This is a genomic window from Bacillus sp. PS108 (genome assembly GCF_037963335.1).
Classification (GTDB): domain Bacteria; phylum Bacillota; class Bacilli; order Bacillales; family Bacillaceae; genus Bacillus; species Bacillus subtilis.
In genome coordinates this window covers 2,453,211-2,473,415 of sequence record NZ_CP150155.1, presented here as the reverse complement: position 1 = coordinate 2,473,415, position 20,205 = coordinate 2,453,211, and the positions used below count along the sequence as shown (strand labels likewise).

At 42.8% G+C, this 20,205-nt stretch carries 22 protein-coding genes; 21 read left to right on the top strand and 1 reads right to left on the bottom strand.

The genetic code is table 11. The features are described 5' to 3' along the window. Nucleotides 1-17: 17 nt before the first annotated feature. A complete protein-coding gene (locus tag NSQ16_RS12740) occupies nt 18-941 on the bottom strand; it encodes a Na/Pi symporter (protein WP_326145869.1) in 924 nt (307 codons plus the stop codon). Between the two features lie 172 nt (nt 942-1,113). Here NSQ16_RS12740 and rpsU point away from each other — a divergent pair, with 172 nt between their 5' ends. From rpsU to dnaG, 21 genes are all read left to right on the top strand, one after another. Beyond that, complete coding sequence (rpsU, locus tag NSQ16_RS12735) at nt 1,114-1,287, top strand: 30S ribosomal protein S21 (RefSeq protein ID WP_003152957.1); 174 nt, start codon at nt 1,114-1,116, stop codon at nt 1,285-1,287. A gap of 14 nt (nt 1,288-1,301) precedes the next feature. Then, on the top strand, nt 1,302-1,748 hold the full coding sequence (locus tag NSQ16_RS12730) for a GatB/YqeY domain-containing protein (RefSeq protein WP_003230022.1): 447 nt from the start codon (nt 1,302-1,304) through the stop codon (nt 1,746-1,748). Nucleotides 1,749-1,878: 130 nt separating this feature from the next. Further along, nucleotides 1,879-3,192, top strand: a complete 1,314-nt coding sequence (locus NSQ16_RS12725) for a nodulation protein NfeD (RefSeq protein WP_003230024.1) — start codon at nt 1,879-1,881, stop codon at nt 3,190-3,192. Nucleotides 3,193-3,213: 21 nt separating this feature from the next. After that, nucleotides 3,214-4,209: a flotillin-like protein FloA gene (floA, locus tag NSQ16_RS12720; protein ID WP_003230026.1), complete on the top strand. Its 996-nt coding sequence runs from the start codon at nt 3,214-3,216 to the stop codon at nt 4,207-4,209. A gap of 24 nt (nt 4,210-4,233) precedes the next feature. Next, the gene (locus NSQ16_RS12715) at nt 4,234-4,653 is read left to right on the top strand and encodes a hypothetical protein (RefSeq protein ID WP_015714280.1); all 420 of its coding nucleotides are present in this window, start codon (nt 4,234-4,236) and stop codon (nt 4,651-4,653) included. 56 nt (nt 4,654-4,709) lie between these two features. After that, the gene (gene yqfC, locus NSQ16_RS12710) at nt 4,710-4,991 is read left to right on the top strand and encodes a sporulation protein YqfC (RefSeq protein ID WP_003226191.1); all 282 of its coding nucleotides are present in this window, start codon (nt 4,710-4,712) and stop codon (nt 4,989-4,991) included. An 18-nt stretch (nt 4,992-5,009) separates the two neighbouring features. Further along, on the top strand, nt 5,010-6,206 hold the full coding sequence (gene yqfD / locus NSQ16_RS12705) for a sporulation protein YqfD (protein ID WP_339232213.1): 1,197 nt from the start codon (nt 5,010-5,012) through the stop codon (nt 6,204-6,206). Continuing rightward, nucleotides 6,203-7,162 (top strand): PhoH family protein, encoded by a 960-nt coding sequence (locus NSQ16_RS12700; RefSeq protein WP_014477373.1) that lies wholly within the window; start codon nt 6,203-6,205, stop codon nt 7,160-7,162. Before yqfD ends, NSQ16_RS12700 begins: the two co-directional genes overlap by 4 nt. A 78-nt stretch (nt 7,163-7,240) precedes the next feature. After that, a complete protein-coding gene (gene pgpH / locus NSQ16_RS12695; RefSeq protein ID WP_010886570.1) occupies nt 7,241-9,376 on the top strand; it encodes a cyclic-di-AMP phosphodiesterase PgpH in 2,136 nt (711 codons plus the stop codon). Then, nucleotides 9,377-9,850, top strand: coding sequence for an rRNA maturation RNase YbeY (gene ybeY / locus NSQ16_RS12690; protein WP_339232212.1), 474 nt, complete (start codon nt 9,377-9,379; stop codon nt 9,848-9,850). It begins immediately after the preceding gene. Continuing rightward, on the top strand, nt 9,831-10,202 hold the full coding sequence (locus NSQ16_RS12685; protein WP_015384119.1) for a diacylglycerol kinase family protein: 372 nt from the start codon (nt 9,831-9,833) through the stop codon (nt 10,200-10,202). The genes ybeY and NSQ16_RS12685 overlap by 20 nt, the downstream gene beginning before the upstream one ends. Before the next feature lie 118 nt (nt 10,203-10,320). Continuing rightward, the gene (locus NSQ16_RS12680) at nt 10,321-10,731 is read left to right on the top strand and encodes a cytidine deaminase (protein WP_003230049.1); all 411 of its coding nucleotides are present in this window, start codon (nt 10,321-10,323) and stop codon (nt 10,729-10,731) included. Further along, nucleotides 10,712-11,617: a GTPase Era gene (gene era / locus NSQ16_RS12675; protein ID WP_024572411.1), complete on the top strand. Its 906-nt coding sequence runs from the start codon at nt 10,712-10,714 to the stop codon at nt 11,615-11,617. The genes NSQ16_RS12680 and era overlap by 20 nt, the downstream gene beginning before the upstream one ends. Nucleotides 11,618-11,764: 147 nt before the next feature. Next, on the top strand, nt 11,765-11,908 hold the full coding sequence (locus tag NSQ16_RS12670; RefSeq protein WP_003230053.1) for a YqzL family protein: 144 nt from the start codon (nt 11,765-11,767) through the stop codon (nt 11,906-11,908). Between the two features lie 36 nt (nt 11,909-11,944). Further along, a complete protein-coding gene (gene recO / locus NSQ16_RS12665) occupies nt 11,945-12,712 on the top strand; it encodes a DNA repair protein RecO (RefSeq protein WP_014477369.1) in 768 nt (255 codons plus the stop codon). 297 nt (nt 12,713-13,009) lie between these two features. Beyond that, nucleotides 13,010-13,897 (top strand): glycine--tRNA ligase subunit alpha, encoded by an 888-nt coding sequence (glyQ, locus tag NSQ16_RS12660; RefSeq protein ID WP_003226213.1) that lies wholly within the window; start codon nt 13,010-13,012, stop codon nt 13,895-13,897. Next, a complete protein-coding gene (gene glyS, locus NSQ16_RS12655) occupies nt 13,890-15,929 on the top strand; it encodes a glycine--tRNA ligase subunit beta (RefSeq protein WP_024572413.1) in 2,040 nt (679 codons plus the stop codon). Before glyQ ends, glyS begins: the two co-directional genes overlap by 8 nt. A gap of 132 nt (nt 15,930-16,061) precedes the next feature. After that, complete coding sequence (gene ccpN, locus NSQ16_RS12650) at nt 16,062-16,700, top strand: transcriptional regulator CcpN (protein ID WP_003237058.1); 639 nt, start codon at nt 16,062-16,064, stop codon at nt 16,698-16,700. A 25-nt stretch (nt 16,701-16,725) separates the two neighbouring features. Further along, the gene (locus tag NSQ16_RS12645) at nt 16,726-17,538 is read left to right on the top strand and encodes a pyruvate, water dikinase regulatory protein (RefSeq protein WP_003230064.1); all 813 of its coding nucleotides are present in this window, start codon (nt 16,726-16,728) and stop codon (nt 17,536-17,538) included. Between the two features lie 253 nt (nt 17,539-17,791). Further along, nucleotides 17,792-18,286 (top strand): YaiI/YqxD family protein, encoded by a 495-nt coding sequence (locus NSQ16_RS12640; protein ID WP_230488260.1) that lies wholly within the window; start codon nt 17,792-17,794, stop codon nt 18,284-18,286. A 33-nt stretch (nt 18,287-18,319) separates the two neighbouring features. Then, nucleotides 18,320-20,131 (top strand): DNA primase, encoded by a 1,812-nt coding sequence (dnaG, locus tag NSQ16_RS12635; protein ID WP_003230066.1) that lies wholly within the window; start codon nt 18,320-18,322, stop codon nt 20,129-20,131. Nucleotides 20,132-20,205: the final 74 nt, after the last annotated feature.

The window sequence follows — 20,205 nt, the reverse complement described above, 5'->3', positions numbered from 1 at the left end:
AAAATGTACCGATTTTTTTATTTAGCCGGGATAAGAAGGTGAATCAAGCGGTAAAACAAGTTTGTAAGCGGAAGAAATAAAAGAGCTGTTACTACATTAAATAAAAGGCTGAAATGAGCAATCCTTTGGGCGGGATCGGGTGATAACTGCTCTACAAAGCCGGTCGCTGCGGTCAGAAAAGGCAATACTAGAGCCACCCCTAGCACGTTAAATACCACATGCGCATACGCTGTCTGTTTCGCCGCATATCCCCCGGATACAGCAGCCATGACAGCTGTAATGCATGTCCCGATATTTGATCCGAGTACGACGCTCATCGCCTGTGTCAGTCCGATAATCCCTTCATTCATAAAACTCATCAAAATGCCGATACAGACAGAACTGGAGTGAATGATGGCAGTTAACACCATCCCGATGAGCAAAGCGGTCCAGTTTGAATCGTTAACATGGTATAGAACGTCGGCGCCCGTTTTCAGCTTTGTCAGCGGCCCGGCAAGATGGCTGAATCCGCTGATGCAAAAGAAGATGATGCCCAGTCCAAGGAAGCTTGTTCCCAGCTGTTTCAAAGGATACCTGCCAGTCAGAAAAAACAATAAACCTCCTATTAAAAGAACCCAAATCAAAATATCCATTTTGATAGCAATAAATTCAGTTGTAAAAGTAGAGCCAACATTTGTCCCCAGAATCATCGGTATCGTCCGCTTAAAAGAAAGAACGCCCGCACTTACAAAGCCGATGACAATGACCATAAAGGCTGAGCTGCTCTGAAGTATCCCCGTAAATACAATGCTGATAAGAAACGCTTTTAACGGATGGTCTGTAAATAAAAGCAAACGTTCTTCAATTTTTGAGTACGCCATTGAAATTAAGCCCTTTCGAAGCATGTTCATGCCTGCGAGAAAGAATAATATAAGAGCAGTAAAGCTAATCAGAATTAACATCCTATTCACCAACCCCTTTCTTTCATTATATAGACAGGCAGTCGCACTCATGACGGAAAAGTGAACTCACTTAGTTGACCTGACTGATGGCTTATATTATAATGTCAAAGTACATGTTTATATGTGTAACTTAAAGGTAGTCGATTGGTGTATTCGGAGGGAGGGAAAGAGAATGTCAAAAACGGTCGTTAGAAAAAACGAATCGCTTGAAGATGCTCTTCGTCGCTTCAAACGCAGTGTATCAAAGACAGGTACTTTGCAAGAAGCAAGAAAGCGTGAATTTTATGAAAAACCTAGCGTAAAGCGCAAGAAAAAGTCTGAAGCTGCTAGAAAACGCAAATTCTAAAAGAGGGTGGATTTATGAGTCTTCTTGAGCGTCTCAACCAGGATATGAAGCTGTATATGAAAAACCGTGAGAAAGACAAACTGACTGTCGTTCGAATGGTTAAGGCTTCACTTCAAAATGAAGCAATTAAGCTTAAGAAAGACAGTTTGACCGAGGATGAGGAACTCACTGTCCTTTCTCGTGAACTTAAGCAACGTAAAGACTCCCTCCAGGAATTTTCAAACGCTAATCGTTTAGATTTAGTAGATAAAGTTCAAAAAGAGCTGGACATTTTAGAAGTTTATTTACCTGAGCAGCTGTCAGAAGAAGAGCTGCGTACAATCGTAAATGAAACCATCGCGGAGGTCGGTGCGAGCTCAAAAGCGGACATGGGCAAAGTGATGGGGGCAATTATGCCTAAAGTAAAAGGTAAAGCTGACGGAAGTTTAATTAATAAGCTTGTGAGCAGTCAACTGTCTTAAATGGCAAAGAAAAGGACATCTTTCTAAGAGAGATGTCTTTTTTTATACATAAAAAAATGAAACCTTTGATACATTTGTTACGTATGAAGAGAAGGCACTTATTATAAAAGGAAGGAGGGATACACCGCCCTTGCTTCAAATCAAAGGATTCCGTGCTGCTCTTTTGGGTATATTTTTACTTTCTTTATTAGGCGTACAGCTGAACGCAAAAGCAGAAAAACAAACTGTTTATGTGATCCCGGTTGAAAAAAATGTCGAACAGGGTCTCGCCTCGTTTTTGTCCCGTTCGTTACAAGACGCAAAGGATGCACATGCAGACCATATTATTCTTGATATCAATACCCCGGGGGGATTGGTCAAATCTGCTATTGATATGGCCGATTTGATAACCGAAAGCGAGATCCCCGTAACTGCATATGTCAACAAACGCGCGTTGTCTGCTGGTGCATATATTGCACTTCAAGCAGATCACATTTATATGGCGCCTGGCGGAAAAATGGGAGCCGCCGCGATTGTTGATGGCCAAGGCAATGCCGCTGACCAAAAAGCTCAATCACTTTGGCTGGCAGAGATGGAAGATGCCGCAGTGAAAAATAACCGCGATCCAAAATATGCGCTCGCAATGGCTGACCCAGATATAGATGCCAAGGAAGTCGGCGCGCCTAAGGGAGATCTGCTGACACTTAACGCAGACAAGGCGATTGAGGTAGGCTATTCAGAAGGCACTGCTGACAATTTGTCCACGCTCGTAAAGAAGCTTGGGTTCGAAAAGGCGCAGATTAGCTACGCAAAGGAGAGCTTTGCGGAAAAGACAGCAAGATGGCTGACGAATCCGGTCATTGTCCCTATTCTGCTGACAATCGCTTTTTTAGGTCTGACGGTGGAGCTTTTTTCCCCGGGTGTCGGCCTCCCTGGAACGGCTGGACTCATTGCGTTATTGCTGTTCTTTTACGGGCATCTTGCAGCCGGCCTTGCCGGGTATGAGACGGTTCTCCTCTTTATAGCAGGGGTGATTCTCATTCTGCTTGAGATTTTTCTTCCCGGAGGAATCATTGGATTACTGGGCTTGGGAGCGATTATTGCGAGCCTGTTTTTAGCCGCGGGGAGCTTCACTGTCATGGCAGTTTCTCTCTTGATCGCCTCAGCTGTTTCGATTACAGCTTTTATTTTACTGACAAGGGTGTTGGGAAAGCGTATGAAATTCTTTAAGAAATTGATATTAAATGATTCTACAAACACGGAGAGCGGCTACGTTTCAAATCAAACGCGCACGGACTTAATGGGAAAAGTGGGTATAACCTTTACACCGCTGCGTCCTTCCGGTACCGTGATTATTGATGATGAACGCCTTGACGTTGTTTCGGAGGGATCGTTTACAGAAAAAGATAAAAAAGTAAAAGTGATTAAAGTAGAAGGCTCACGCATTGTCGTGAGAGAAATTTAAATAGAAACGAGGAGAAGTTATATGGATCCGTCAACACTTATGATTCTGGCAATTGTCGCAGTAGCGATCATTGTTTTGGCAGTATTTTTTACATTTGTGCCTGTAATGCTTTGGATTTCAGCTTTGGCAGCCGGAGTGAAAATCAGCATTTTCACTCTAGTTGGTATGAGGCTTCGCCGTGTCATTCCGAATCGGGTTGTTAACCCGCTGATTAAAGCCCATAAAGCGGGACTTAATGTTGGAACAAACCAGCTTGAAAGCCACTACCTGGCTGGAGGTAATGTTGACAGAGTCGTCAACGCGCTTATCGCCGCTCAGAGAGCTAACATTGAACTCACTTTCGAGCGCTGTGCTGCCATTGATCTTGCAGGCCGGGACGTGTTGGAAGCTGTTCAAATGAGCGTTAATCCTAAGGTGATTGAAACACCGTTCATTGCCGGTGTCGCAATGGACGGGATTGAAGTGAAAGCGAAAGCGAGAATCACAGTAAGAGCGAATATCGAGCGCCTCGTTGGAGGAGCAGGGGAAGAAACCATTGTAGCTCGTGTAGGTGAGGGGATCGTTTCTACAATCGGTTCATCTGATAATCATAAAAAAGTGCTTGAAAACCCTGACATGATTTCTCAGACAGTCCTTGGAAAAGGATTGGACTCAGGAACTGCGTTTGAAATTCTCTCAATTGATATTGCAGATGTAGATATCGGCAAAAACATCGGGGCAATTTTACAAACCGATCAGGCCGAGGCTGATAAAAACATCGCGCAGGCAAAAGCGGAAGAACGACGTGCGATGGCTGTCGCTCAAGAACAGGAAATGCGTGCCCGCGTAGAAGAAATGCGCGCGAAAGTGGTAGAAGCCGAGGCGGAAGTGCCGCTTGCGATGGCAGAAGCTTTGCGTGAAGGGAATATTGGCGTCATGGATTACATGAATATCAAGAACATCGATGCTGACACAGAAATGCGTGATTCATTCGGCAAGCTGACGAAAGACCCTTCGGATGAAGACCGCAAATCATAATCTCTCTAAGAAGGGAGAACGCTGATGGAAGATTTACTGACCAATCCGCTTATTATTGCAGCGATCATCGGAATCATTTCTGCGATTTTCGGCAAAAAGAGCAAAGAAGAAAAGCAAAACAGCCAAAAAAGTAAAAAACCTCAACACGTGCAATCTGCTTCTCCTCAAAAGAAGCAGTCAAAAGAAGATGCCCCTGCCCCTATCCCTAACCGTATGGAACAGGCAAGACGGGAAGCGGAAGAAAGACGCAGGGAAACAGCAAGAAACCTGAAAGGGCTGGAACGAGATCTTGCTGCTGCCAAACAAAAAACAGTATACACAAAACAAAAAATGCTTCAGGTGAATAAAGACACCGTCGTACAGGGGATCGTTCTAGGAGAGGTGTTCGGACCTCCACGGGCGAAAAAACCTCACCGTACGATGCGCCCGGCCCGTAAAAATTAAAGTGTTAGAACCTCCTTTCAAATCATACATATGAGATGAAAGGGGGTTCTTTTTGTATGGGGCAAAGAAAGAATCGTATGAAAGCTTGGCTGACAAGAGCATTGGAAATTCCCCCGGACGTTATGATGGATCTGCCGAGGATTACAATGGTTGGCAGACTTCATATCTACATAGAAAACCACAGAGGCCTTTTGCTTTTCAGTGAGAATGAAGTGCGGCTGATGCTGAAGCAGGGCCAGTGCATCATATCTGGTAAAAATTTTGTCATCAAGGCGATTCTTCCGGAAGAGATACTTTTGGAGGGTACGATTGATGTCGTTCGATATGTTGAGTCATAAAGCCGAGGGGGAAATGTTGTGAAAAATAAATGGCTGTCTTTTTTTTCGGGTAAGGTCCAGCTTGAATTGACGGGAAGAGGGATTGAACGGCTCCTTAATGAATGCACAAGACAGGGGATTCCGGTCTTTCATGTCAAAAAAAAGAAAGAAGCCGTATCGTTATATATACAGCTTCAGGATGTACATGCCTTTCGGCGGGTGAGAAGTAAATTTAAATGTAAAGCCCGATTTATCAATCGGAAGGGTTTTCCCTTCCTGTTGCTGAAATCAAAGCTGAATATAGGGTTTACGATCGGTTTTGCGATTTTTTTCATCCTTTTGTTTTTGCTGTCCAATATGGTGTGGAAAATTGATGTGACAGGCGCTAAGCCTGAAACAGAACATCAAATGAGGCAGCATCTTAATGAAATCGGCGTCAAAAAGGGCCGTCTGCAGTTTTTAATGATGTCGCCCGAAAAAATACAGAAATCATTAACCAATGGAATAGACAATATCACTTGGGTCGGAGTTGATCTGAAGGGGACGACCATTCACATGAAAGTTGTGGAGAAAAATGAGCCCGAAAAAGAAAAATATGTTAGCCCGCGCAATATTGTCGCCAAAAAGAAAGCAACCATTACGAGAATGTTTGTGCAAAAAGGACAGCCCATGGCCGCCATACACGATCATGTTGAAAAGGGGCAGCTGCTTGTTTCGGGACTGATCGGCAGCGAAGACCATCAGCAGGAAGTCGCCTCAAAAGCAGAAATTTACGGAGAAACCTGGTATAGATCAGAAGTGACAGTCCCGCTTGAAACATTATTTAACGTCTATACGGGCAAAGTAAGGACAAAGCACAAGCTTTCTTTTGGTTCTTTGGCAATCCCGATCTGGGGGATGACGTTTAAAAAAGAGGAATTGAAGCATCCAAAAACAGAACAAGAAAAACATTCGCTTCATTTTCTCGGATTTAAGCTCCCTGTATCTTATGTCAAAGAGCAAACGAGAGAAAGTGAAGAGGCTTTGCGAAAATATACAAAAAAAGAAGCAGTTCAAGAAGGCATTAAATTGGGTAAACAGGATGTAGAGGATAAAATAGGCGAAAACGGCGAGGTGAAAAGTGAAAAAGTTTTGCACCAGACTGTTGAGAATGGTAAAGTAAAGTTGATTATTCTCTACCAAGTTATAGAAGATATCGTTCAAACCACACCTATTGTCAGGGAGACTGAAGAATGACAGAACATTTACTTGCGATGAATCAAAAACTGAAAAACCCGGACGAGGCGCTTTCACTCTTCGGGAACCAAGATTCTTTTTTGAAATTGATGGAGAAAGATCTGAATGTAAATATCATTACGCGCGGCGAGACGATTTATGTTTCAGGCGATGATGAATCGTTTCAGATTGCAGACAGGCTGCTGGGATCGCTCCTCGCTTTAATTCGCAAGGGGATAGAGATCTCTGAACGTGATGTGATTTACGCCATCAAAATGGCAAAGAAGAATGAACTTGAATACTTTGAAAGCATGTATGAAGAAGAAATTACAAAAAACGCAAAAGGCAAATCAATCCGTGTAAAAACAATGGGACAGCGGGAATACGTGGCCGCTATGAAGCGGAATGACCTTGTATTCGGCATTGGTCCGGCGGGAACCGGGAAAACGTACCTGGCTGTCGTAAAAGCAGTCCATGCTTTAAAAAACGGACATATCAAAAAAATCATTTTAACAAGACCTGCCGTGGAAGCCGGTGAAAGCCTTGGTTTTCTCCCAGGTGACCTAAAAGAAAAAGTAGATCCTTATTTGCGCCCGCTGTATGACGCTCTCCATGATGTGCTTGGGGCAGATCATACAGAACGTCTGATGGAAAGAGGCATCATTGAAATTGCTCCGCTCGCATATATGAGGGGGCGGACGCTCGATGATGCTTATGTTATACTTGATGAAGCACAGAATACCACGCCTGCTCAAATGAAAATGTTTTTGACGAGACTGGGTTTTGGCTCTAAAATGATCATTACAGGTGACGTCAGCCAAATTGATCTGCCGAAAGGCGTCAAATCGGGACTTGCAGTAGCGAAGGAGATGCTGAAAGGAATAGACGGCATTTCTATGATTGAGCTAGACCAGACAGACGTGGTCAGACATCCGCTTGTTGCGAAAATTATTGAAGCATACGATAAGCAAAATTAATGCTGAATGACCCGATCGCGCGTTATCGGGTCATTTTTATGATTGCTTATGGGCTTGATGTTTCAAGAGGAGGTTCTTGTGTTGAAAAAGAAGGCTAAGACCAAAAGCAGCTCAAAAAAATGGAGCAGTTTTAAAAATGCCCGCTCCATGCATGTACTGCTGTATCTTCTGCTGGCTGCCATTATGTTTGCTTTGCTCTTTGTACATGTTAAGCCGGAAACACTTGATTTAGACCTGTTTTCAGTCAGCGACAAGACCATTTACGCTCCGGCAACCGTAGAAGATCAAAAAGCCACAGAGGAAAAAAAGCAAGCCGCTGAGGACGCGGTTGAAGATCAATATACATTAAAAAAAGAATATACAGACAATCGGATTGACCTTGTGTCATCAATATTCGACAGTATTAGTGAAGTGAAAAAATCATCGGAAGAAGGCAGTAAATCACCATCGGAAAAATCAATGGTCAAATCTGTAAAGGACAAATTGACATCAGATGTGAATGATTCTATATCGGAGGATTCCATCAAGACATTGCTGAAAGCAGACAGTGAAGACTTTTCTTTTGTCAGAGATACGGTCATTACCGCAGTAAATACGGTCATGAGCAGTGAAATCCCTTCGGATAAACTATCTGATGCAAAGGATAAGGTAGAAAAAGAGCTAAAGAGCAATTCTATTCCGTCTAAATACTTGGGAGCCGCGACAGAAATCGGGCGTTTTGCTATTATTCCGAATTACGTCTTCGATCCGAAAGCAACAGAGGCAAAACGGCAGGAAGCCTCAGATAATGTCCAGCAGGTTCAAATCAAACAGGGACAAGTGCTCGTGGAAGAAAATGACCTCATTGATCGGGAAGTGTACAGGAAACTTGAGCTGACCGGGTTATTAAATAACTCAAATCTCTTTAAACCGATCAGCGGGCTATTGATTATGATCGGACTTTTCATTGCAACACTTGTATATTATTTTGAAAAACAGAAACAAAATCTGAAGTTTAAAAACCAATCCATTCTGTTATTCTCCATAATCACAACACTTTTGCTTGTGATCATGGAGGTTGTCAGTTTGTTTCAGAAGATGGAGTATAATAATATCGGCTATCTGGTCCCCATTGCGGCCGGCGCCATCTTAATCAAACTGCTGATGAATGAACGCATTGCCATTTTGGGAAGTATCATTCTTGCGATTTGCGGAAGTATGATGTTTAATCAGGGTGTGACAGGAACATTCAATTATGTCATAGGGATTTATTATTTGATCAGCGGCATTTCAGGTGTATTATTTTTAGGAAAACACAATGCAAGATCAAAGATTTTGCAGACCGGACTTTTCGTGGCGTTTATTAATATGGTTGTCGTTCTATCCTTATTATTGATCCAGAACACTGCGCTGTCGGGTCTTGAAATCGGCACTTTAATGCTCATGGGGGTTGTGTCGGGGTTTGCTTCATCTGTATTGATCATCGGCCTGATGCCGTTTTTTGAGACGGGCTTTGGCATTTTATCCACCATGAGGCTGCTCGAGCTGTCTAATCCTAACCATCCGCTATTGCGCAAAATACTGACAGAAACACCAGGTACATATCATCACAGTGTAATGGTTGCCAATTTATCAGAGGCAGCCTGTGAAGCGGTTGGGGCTAATGGTTTGCTTGCAAGAGTCGGCGCATATTATCACGATCTCGGAAAAACAAAGCGCCCGCAATATTTTATTGAAAACCAAATGAATATTGACAATCCGCATGACAAGCTGTCACCTCAGTTGAGTAAAAATATTATTATCTCGCATACGACAGACGGTGCGAATATGCTGAGAAGCTATAAATTTCCGAAAGAGCTTGTCGATATTGCTGAGCAGCATCATGGAACCTCGCTTTTAAAGTTTTTTTACTATAAAGCGAAGGAAAAAGGCGACCAGATTACAGAGGAAGAGTTCCGTTATCCGGGGCCGAAGCCGCAGTCAAAGGAAGCCGCAATTATATCAGTGGCCGACAGTGTTGAAGCGGCCGTCAGATCCATGCATAATCCAAATCCTGAACGAATTGAAAAGCTTGTCCGGGGTATTATATCCGATAAGCTTCAGGACGGACAGTTCAGTGAATGCGATTTGACATTTAAAGAGCTGGATACAATCGCAAAAACGCTCTGTGCAACATTAAAAGGAATTTTCCACTCCCGGATTGAATATCCGGAGGCTACTAAGAAGGTGAAATAGATGAGTTTACTGATTGATATCGTTGATGAAACAGGAAGCGTCTCAGAAGAGATGCTCAAAGAAGTAGAAAATCTGCTTCAATTTGCCGCTGAGCGTGAAGGCGTTCAGGATCAGGCTGAAGTTTCTGTCACGATTGTTTCCAATGATGACATACATCAGATTAACAAAGAATACCGGGGAAAGGATGCTCCGACAGATGTCATCTCATTTGCTCTTGAAGAAGAGGGAGAAGGCGAGGTCGAAATCGTGGGCGCCGAAATGCCTCCGGTTTTAGGTGATATTATCATCAGTGCCGATCGCACAAGAGAGCAGGCAGAGGAGTATAATCATTCTTTTAAAAGAGAGCTCGGATTTCTAGCTGTACACGGATTTCTGCACCTTTTAGGGTATGACCATATGACGAAAGAGGAAGAAGAGGAGATGCTTACTAAGCAAAAGGAATTGCTGGACGCTTATGGACTCAAAAGATCATAGAAATGAGCTGAAGCGATTCTTCAAAAGCTTCGTGCATGCAGGCCGGGGCATCTGGGAAACAGCGCGGACGGAGCGGAATTTCCAATTTCATGCCGCAGCCGCCTGCGCTGTTCTCATTTGCGGCTTCCTTGTAGAGCTCAGCATGATTGAGTGGATGATTATATTCCTTTTGATAGGCGGTATGTTTTCGCTTGAGCTTTTAAATACAGCCATTGAACATACGGTTGATTTAATAACTGACAAACATCACCCTCTTGCTAAAGCGGCCAAGGACGCTGCCGCCGGGGCTGTTTGCGTTTTTGCCGTGATTTCGTGTATCATTGGTTTACTTATTTTTTTGCCAAAGCTGTAATGGCTGAAAATTCTTACATTTATTTTACATTTTTAGAAATGGGCGTGAAAAAAAGCGCGCGATTATGTAAAATATAAAGTGATAGCGGTACCATTATAGGTAAGAGAGGAATGTACACATGAACAGACAAGAATTAATAACAGAAGCTTTAAAAGCGCGTGATATGGCATATGCGCCGTATTCCAAATTCCAAGTAGGAGCCGCTCTTCTTACCAAGGATGGAAAAGTGTACAGAGGCTGCAACATTGAGAACGCGGCATACAGCATGTGCAATTGCGCCGAGCGTACTGCTTTATTTAAAGCTGTTTCTGAAGGGGATACAGAGTTTCAGATGCTGGCCGTTGCGGCTGACACCCCTGGACCGGTATCTCCGTGCGGAGCCTGCCGCCAGGTGATTTCTGAGCTTTGCACAAAAGACGTTATTGTCGTACTAACTAATTTACAAGGACAAATAAAAGAAATGACTGTGGAAGAATTATTGCCAGGCGCATTTTCATCGGAGGATTTACATGACGAACGAAAGCTTTAAATCAGGATTTGTATCCATTATTGGAAGACCAAACGTAGGAAAATCTACATTTTTGAACAGAGTCATTGGACAAAAAATCGCGATCATGAGCGATAAGCCCCAAACGACGAGAAACAAGGTGCAAGGAGTACTGACGACAGGCACATCACAAACCATTTTTATTGACACACCAGGGATTCATAAACCTAAGCATAAGCTTGGGGACTTTATGATGAAAGTGGCGCAAAATACATTAAAAGAAGTCGATTTGATCTTGTTTATGATCAATGCTGAGGAAGGCTACGGGAAGGGCGACGAATTCATCATTGAGAAATTGGAGAAGATGTCTACGCCTGTATTCTTAATCGTAAACAAAATTGATAAAATTCATCCCGACCAATTGCTTCTGCTAATTGACGAATACCGCAAACGTTATCCTTTTAAGGAAATTGTTCCGATTTCTGCTTTAGAAGGAAATAACATCGAAACATTGCTTGCTCAGGTTGAAGCGTATTTGCCGGAAGGGCCGCAATTCTATCCGAGTGACCAGGTAACTGACCACCCTGAACGATTTATCATTTCTGAATTAATCAGGGAAAAGGTGCTGCATTTGACGAGAGAAGAAATCCCGCACAGCATTGCGGTGGCCATCGAATCCATCAAAGGGCAAGACAACGGTTCTGTGCACGTAGCGGCAACGATTGTGGTCGAGCGGGATTCCCAGAAAGGCATCGTGATCGGTAAAAAAGGAAGCCTTCTAAAAGAGGTTGGAAAAAGAGCGAGAGCGGATATTGAAGCACTGTTGGGCTCCCGTGTCTACCTTGAATTGTGGGTGAAAGTGCAGAAAGACTGGCGTAATAAAATGTCCCAGCTTCGCGATTTTGGCTTTAAAGAGGACGAATATTAATCTCTTGCTGTGTGTGTCATTATCTCACAGGAACAGGGATACATTAGCAAATTTTGTTTAACATGAAATGGAGGACATCTGGTCAAGATAAAGGTAAGAATTTGGAGTTTAGGTAAGCTAGTTTAACTACAGAAAGGTGGGTTTCTTGTGTTGAATTTTACCTGGAACGTATTTTCTCAAACAGGAAATGTTGATACGTATCTTCTTTTTAAAGAACTGGAAAAAGAGAACATGGAAAGACCCGAAGAACTAGAAGATGAGCTAGCCCGATTTGATTATCCAATTTTATAAACCTCTTGGCCGCTCCTGCTTGAGGAAGGTGCGGAAATGCTGACAAAATGTGAAGGAATCGTTCTTCGCACAAATGATTACGGAGAGACGAATAAAATCGTAACATTACTGACAAGAGAACACGGAAAAATAGGTGTTATGGCACGAGGCGCCAAAAAACCGAACAGCCGTTTATCAGCAGTCAGCCAGCCCTTTTTGTATGGTTCTTTCTTAATGCAAAAAACATCGGGCCTCGGAACGCTTCAGCAGGGGGAAATGATCCTCAGCATGAGAGGCATCAGGGAAGACTTGTTTTTAACAGCATATGCTGCCTATATTGCTGAGTTAGTCGACAGAGGCACAGAAGAAAAAAAGCCAAATCCTTATTTATTTGAATTCATATTAGAATCATTAAAACAGCTGAATGAAGGAACAGATCCGGATGTTATCACCTTCATTGTTCAAATGAAGATGCTCGGTGTCATGGGCCTGTATCCTGAGCTAAATCATTGTGTACATTGTAAAAGCCAAGACGGAACCTTTCATTTTTCTGTTCGTGATAATGGTTTTATATGCCACCGCTGTTTTGAAAAAGATCCTTACAGGATACCGATTAAACCACAAACGGCAAGGCTGTTAAGACTCTTCTACTATTTTGATTTGTCGAGACTCGGCAATGTGTCCTTAAAAGAGGAAACAAAAGCTGAATTAAAGCAAGTGATTGATTTATATTACGAAGAATATTCGGGATTGTATTTAAAATCAAAGCGCTTTTTAGATCAAATGGAAAGCATGAAACATCTTATGGGTGAAAACAAAAGTTGACATTTGGTCCATCTTTTTATATGATCATTTATTATAAAATATGTTGCAGTGAGAGAAAGAAGTACTTGCGTTTACCTCATGAAAGCGACCTTAGGGCGGTGTAAGCTAAGGATGAGCACGCAACGAAAGGCATTCTTGAGCAATTTTAAAAAAAGAGGCTGGGATTTTGTTCTCAGCAACTAGGGTGGAACCGCGGGAGAACTCTCGTCCCTATGTTTGCGGCTGGCAAGCATAGAGACGGGAGTTTTTTGGTTGCTGCCACAGTCAACTTATGAAAGAAAAGTGGAGGTGCTTGAAATGAATATTCAAGACATGATTCTAACCTTGCAAAAGCATTGGTCCAGTCAGGGCTGTGTGCTTATGCAGGCTTACGATGTAGAAAAAGGAGCCGGCACGATGAGCCCGTATACATTTTTGCGCAGTATCGGTCCTGAGCCGTGGAAAGTGGCTTATGTAGAGCCTTCCCGACGTCCGGCAGACGGCCGCTACGGGGAGAACCCGAACAGACTGTATCAGCATCATCAGTTCCAGGTCATTATTAAACCGTCACCTGATAACATTCAAGAGCTGTATTTGGATTCCTTGCGTGCTCTTGGAATTGATCCGCTTGAGCACGATATTCGCTTTGTTGAAGACAACTGGGAGAATCCGTCTTTAGGCTGCGCGGGTCTAGGCTGGGAAGTTTGGCTTGACGGAATGGAAATAACACAGTTTACGTATTTCCAGCAGGTCGGGGGATTAGAGTGTAAACCCGTTTCTGTAGAGATTACGTATGGAATTGAGCGTCTCGCGTCTTATATCCAGGATAAAGAAAACGTGTTTGACTTGGAATGGACGTCAGGGTTTACAGTAAAAGATTTATTCATGATGGCTGAATATGAGCATTCTGTTTATACGTTTGAAACATCAGACGTCGATATGCTGTTCCAATTGTTCAGCACATATGAAAAAGAAGCGATCAAGCAAATGGACAACGGACTTGTTCATCCAGCATATGACTATGTGCTGAAATGCTCGCACACTTTCAACCTGCTTGATGCCAAAGGTGCGATCTCTGTTACCGAGCGGACGGGCTATATCGCAAGAGTGCGGAATTTAGCTAGAAAAGTAGCAAAAACCTATTATGAGGAACGAGAAAAACTAGGGTTCCCAATGCTTAAAGGGGAGGGTTCTTCTCATGAGTAAACAGGATTTACTTTTAGAGATCGGATTAGAGGAAATGCCGGCGCGCTTTTTGAATGAAAGCATGGTTCAGCTTGGCGACAAGCTGACAGGCTGGCTTAAAGAAAAAAATATTACTCACGGTGAAGTGAAACTCTTCAATACACCGAGACGTCTTGCTGTGTTCGTTAAGGATGTCGCAGAAAAGCAGGATGATATAAAAGAAGAAGCAAAAGGGCCTGCGAAAAAAATTGCCCTTGATGCGGACGGGAACTGGACAAAAGCGGCAATCGGCTTTTCAAAAGGCCAAGGCGCGAATGTGGAAGACCTGTATATCAAAGAAGTAAAAGGCATAGAGTATGTATTCGTGCAAAAATTCCAAGCCGGCCAAGAAACGAAGTCGCTTCTGCCAGAATTGAGCGGTTTAATTACAAGCTTGCATTTCCCGAAAAACATGCGCTGGGGAAATGAAGATTTGCGTTATATCCGACCGATCAAATGGATTGTCGCATTATTTGGACAGGATGTCATTCCATTTTCGATCACAAACGTTGAGTCTGGACGGACAACACAGGGACACCGTTTCCTCGGACATGAAGTGTCAATTGAATCACCTTCAGCTTATGAAGAGCAGTTGAAAGAACAGCATGTTATTGCTGATCCTAGCGTCCGAAAGCAAATGATTCAATCTCAGCTGGAAACAATGGCTGCTGAAAACAATTGGAGCATTCCAGTTGACGAAGACCTTCTTGATGAAGTGAATCATTTAGTAGAATACCCGACAGCTCTTTACGGTTCATTTGAATCCGAGTTTCTGTCAATTCCTGAAGAAGTGCTTGTCACAACAATGAAAGAGCATCAGCGCTACTTCCCTGTCAAAGACAAAAACGGTGACCTGCTGCCTCACTTTATCACAGTCCGAAACGGCAACAGCCACGCGATTGAAAATGTGGCCCGAGGCAATGAAAAAGTGCTGCGCGCACGTTTATCTGATGCGTCATTCTTCTACAAGGAAGATCAGAAACTAAACATTGATGCAAATGTGAAGAAGCTTGAAAATATCGTTTTCCATGAAGAGCTTGGTTCTCTTGCTGATAAGGTTAGAAGAGTCACATCAATCGCAGAGAAACTTGCCGTTCGTCTTCAGGCTGATGAAGATACATTAAAACATGTGAAGCGGGCTGCTGAAATTTCTAAATTCGACCTTGTGACGCATATGATATATGAATTCCCTGAACTTCAAGGAATTATGGGCGAAAAGTATGCGAGAATGCTTGGCGAAGATGAAGCTGTGGCGGCGGCAGTTAATGAACATTATATGCCTAGATCAGCGGGCGGAGAAACGCCTTCTACTTTCACCGGAGCTGTTGTAGCAATGGCGGATAAGCTTGACACAATCGCTTCATTCTTCTCTATCGGCGTAATTCCGACCGGTTCCCAAGACCCTTACGGACTGCGCCGCCAAGCAAGCGGTATTGTTGCGATTCTTCTTGACCGCAACTGGGGAATTTCATTTGAAGAGCTGCTTACTTTCGTTCAAACCGATAAAGAAAATGAACTGCTGGATTTCTTCACTCAGCGCTTGAAATATGTCTTGAATGCTGAACAAATCAGACATGATGTCATTGACGCCGTGCTGGAAAGCTCTGAGCTTGAGCCGTACTCTGCGCTGCATAAAGCACAAGTACTGGAGCAAAAGCTTGGTGCACCTGGCTTTAAGGAAACAGCCGAAGCGTTAGGCCGAGTGATCTCTATCAGCAAAAAAGGAGTCCGCGGAGACATTCAGCCTGATCTGTTTGAAAATGAATACGAAGCAAAACTGTTTGATGCCTACCAAACAGCGAAGCAAAATCTGCAGGAAAACTTCAGCAAAAAAGATTATGAGGCGGCGCTTGCTTCACTTGCAGCCTTAAAAGAACCGATCGATGCTTACTTCGATCATACAATGGTTATAGCGGATAATGAGGCATTAAAGGCAAATCGTTTAGCGCAAATGGTAAGCTTGGCGGATGAGATCAAGTCCTTTGCGAATATGAATGCCCTTATTGTAAAATAAAGAGAGAAAAGGCGGTTGCTGTGTGATCGGTAATCGTCTTTTCCCCATTTATAAGTTTTTTGTTTGATTACAAGATATTTACGTTATAATATGGATTATTATTTCTTTACATAGCTATGAAGTGAAAAGGTGGTGAGTACGATCGAACTAAATAAACGGCAAGAACATATTTTGCAGATTGTAAAAGAAAACGGGCCGATTACAGGGGAGCATATTGCAGAAAAGCTGAACCTAACCAGGGCGACATTGCGCCCGGATTTAGCCATACTCACCATGTCAGGATTCCTCGAGGCGCGCCCGAGAGTCGGTTATTTCTATACGGGAAAAACCGGCACACAGCTTTTGGCGGATAAACTCAAAAAGCTTCAGGTGAAAGACTTTCAATCTATCCCCGTAGTGATTCACGAAAACGTTTCTGTGTACGATGCGATTTGCACCATGTTTTTAGAAGATGTAGGTACTCTGTTTGTGGTGGACCGCGATGCTGTTTTAGTCGGGGTGCTTTCACGAAAAGACTTGCTCAGAGCGAGCATTGGCCAGCAGGAGCTTACATCGGTCCCTGTTCACATCATCATGACAAGGATGCCGAACATTACGGTGTGCAGACGCGAGGATTATGTGATGGACATTGCAAAGCACTTAATAGAAAAACAAATTGATGCACTGCCTGTCATCAAAGACACCGATAAAGGCTTTGAAGTGATCGGCAGAGTGACAAAAACAAATATGACCAAAATACTTGTCAGTTTATCTGAAAATGAAATCCTATAAGATTGCAAACTAACGGGGGGATAATATGAATAACCGCATCATCTATGTTGTATCGGATTCCGTCGGTGAAACGGCTGAATTGGTAGTAAAAGCAGCACTCAGCCAATTTAACGGATCGGCGGATGATACTCATGTAAGAAGAATTCCTTATGTTGAAGATATAGGCACTATCAATGAAGTGATTTCACTTGCAAAGGCAGACGGCGGCATTATCTGTTTTACACTCGTGGTGCCGGAAATCAGAGAATATTTGATAGCCGAAGCGGAAAAAGCAAATGTTTTATATTATGATATTATCGGCCCGTTGATTGATAAAATGGAAACAGCCTACGGTTTAACAGCGAAATACGAACCGGGGCGGGTGCGCCAGCTTGATGAAGATTATTTCAAAAAAGTGGAGGCCATCGAGTTTGCAGTTAAATACGATGATGGACGTGATCCAAGAGGGATTTTAAAAGCTGATATCGTTTTGATCGGCGTTTCAAGAACGTCTAAAACACCGCTGTCTCAATATCTCGCACACAAACGCCTGAAGGTTGCCAATGTTCCGATTGTACCGGAGGTTGATCCGCCGGAAGAACTCTTTAACGTTGATCCGAAAAAATGCATCGGTTTAAAGATTAGCCCTGATAAACTGAATCATATCAGAAAAGAACGTTTAAAATCACTCGGGCTTAATGATAAAGCGATTTATGCAAATATCAACAGAATCAAAGAGGAACTCGAGTATTTCGAAAAGATTGTGGATCGGATCGGCTGCCAGGTTGTTGATGTTTCAAATAAAGCGGTTGAGGAAACAGCAAATATTATCCATCATCTCAAAACAAAAAACATATAACTCAGGACGCTCTATCCTGGGTTTTTGGCTGTGCCAAAAGGGAATAATGAAAAACAATAGCATCTTTGTGAAGTTTGTATTATAATAAAAAATTGTGATAAAATGATTAATTTTAGGTTTAAGGATCGTGTGATACGAATAAACTATTATGGGTAAGATGTCAAGAATTTCTCCCGGAAATTTTTCGACAAATTCATATACATCCACAATAATAAAGGATGTGCGATTTTGCTTGCTTTTATGCAGGAGTTTAATGGAGGGATGGAGAATTACTCTTCTTAATGAACAAGAAAAGACGATTTTTGTCGATGCTGATGCTTGTCCGGTAAAAGATGAAATTTTACAAACAGCATCCGAGTATGAAGTTCAAGTTCTTTTTGTCGCTTCATTTGAACATTATCAGCTTTCCAGAAGCAATGAAGAAAAATGGAAGTATGTTGATCCTCATAAAGAAGCTGCTGATTTATATATCGCAAATCACGTGAAACCGGGAGATATTGTTGTGACGCAGGACATCGGATTAGCATCTCTGCTGTTGAACAGAAATGTCTCTGTTATGTCGGAAAGAGGTCGTCTTTACAAAGAAGACACGATTGATTTTGCCCTAGAGGGCCGTCATTTTTCCGGCAAACAAAGAAAAAAAGGCGTATATGCCAAAGGGCCTAAAAAATTGAATAAAGAAGATCGAGAACGATTTATTACACTGCTGCAAAAAATCCTGTCGAACGATGAAGGGATTTTGCACTAAAGCATCGAATAATGTACGACGGAGTGTTATAAGATGGGAAATCGGATACCAGATGAAATTGTGGATCAGGTGCAAAAGTCGGCAGATATCGTTGAAGTCATAGGTGATTATGTTCAATTAAAGAAGCAAGGCCGAAACTACTTTGGACTCTGTCCTTTTCATGGAGAAAGCACACCTTCGTTTTCCGTATCGCCCGACAAACAGATTTTTCATTGCTTTGGCTGCGGAGCGGGCGGCAATGTTTTCTCTTTTTTAAGGCAGATGGAAGGCTATTCTTTTGCCGAGTCGGTTTCTCACCTTGCTGACAAATACCAAATTGATTTTCCAGATGATATAACAGTCCATTCCGGAGCCCGGCCAGAGTCTTCTGGAGAACAAAAAATGGCTGAGGCACATGAGCTCCTGAAGAAATTTTACCATCATTTGTTAATAAATACAAAAGAAGGTCAAGAGGCACTGGATTATCTGCTTTCTAGGGGCTTTACGAAAGAGCTGATTAATGAATTTCAGATTGGCTATGCTCTTGATTCTTGGGACTTTATCACGAAATTCCTTGTAAAGAGGGGATTTAGTGAGGCGCAAATGGAAAAAGCGGGTCTCCTGATCAGACGCGAAGACGGAAGCGGATATTTCGACCGCTTCAGAAACCGTGTCATGTTTCCGATCCATGATCATCACGGGGCTGTTGTTGCTTTCTCAGGCAGGGCTCTTGGCAGCCAGCAGCCTAAGTATATGAACAGTCCTGAAACCCCGCTCTTTCATAAAAGCAAACTGCTTTACAATTTTTATAAGGCCCGCCTTCATATCAGAAAGCAGGAAAGAGCAGTCTTATTTGAAGGGTTTGCTGATGTCATATCGGCCGTAAGCTCGGATGTAAAGGAAAGCATAGCCACGATGGGAACGTCTCTTACAGATGATCATGTCAAGATCCTGAGAAGAAACGTCGAAGAAATCATTCTTTGCTATGACTCTGATAAAGCCGGTTATGAAGCCACCTTAAAAGCTTCGGAGCTTCTGCAAAAAAAAGGCTGCAAAGTCAGAGTTGCAATGATTCCTGACGGATTGGACCCTGATGATTACATCAAAAAATTCGGCGGGGAAAAATTTAAAAACGACATTATTGACGCAAGTGTCACCGTAATGGCGTTCAAAATGCAATATTTCCGAAAAGGAAAGAACCTGTCCGATGAAGGCGACCGCCTAGCTTACATTAAAGACGTACTGAAAGAAATCAGCACGCTTTCAGGGTCTCTAGAGCAGGAAGTCTATGTAAAGCAGCTTGCTTCAGAGTTTTCGCTTTCACAGGAGTCTTTAACTGAGCAGCTGTCTGTTTTCAGCAAGCAAAACAAACCTGCTGACAATAGCGGTGAAACAAAAACGCGGCGAGCGCATCTGACGACAAAAGCAAGGCAAAAACGTTTGCGTCCGGCGTATGAAAATGCAGAAAGGCTGTTACTCGCTCACATGCTTCGAGATCGGAGCGTCATCAAAAAAGTGATTGACCGGGTAGGGTTTCAATTTAATATTGATGAGCACCGGGCATTAGCCGCCTATCTTTATGCTTTTTATGAAGAGGGAGCCGAGCTGACGCCTCAGCATCTGATGGCCAGGGTGACGGATGATCATATAAGTCAGCTCTTGTCTGATATATTAATGCTTCAGGTTAATCAAGAGCTTAGCGAAGCCGAGTTATCAGATTATGTAAAAAAAGTGTTGAATCAAAGAAATTGGTCAATGATAAAAGAAAAAGAGGCGGAAAGAGCCGAAGCCGAAAGGCAAAAAGATTTTTTAAGAGCTGCTTCTCTGGCTCAAGAAATCGTTACATTGAACCGATCTTTAAAATAACTGGAGAACTGATGAGGAGCATTTATTGGCAATGATTCCTTGCGGAGGAGCAAATAGATCGCTTAACCTCATCA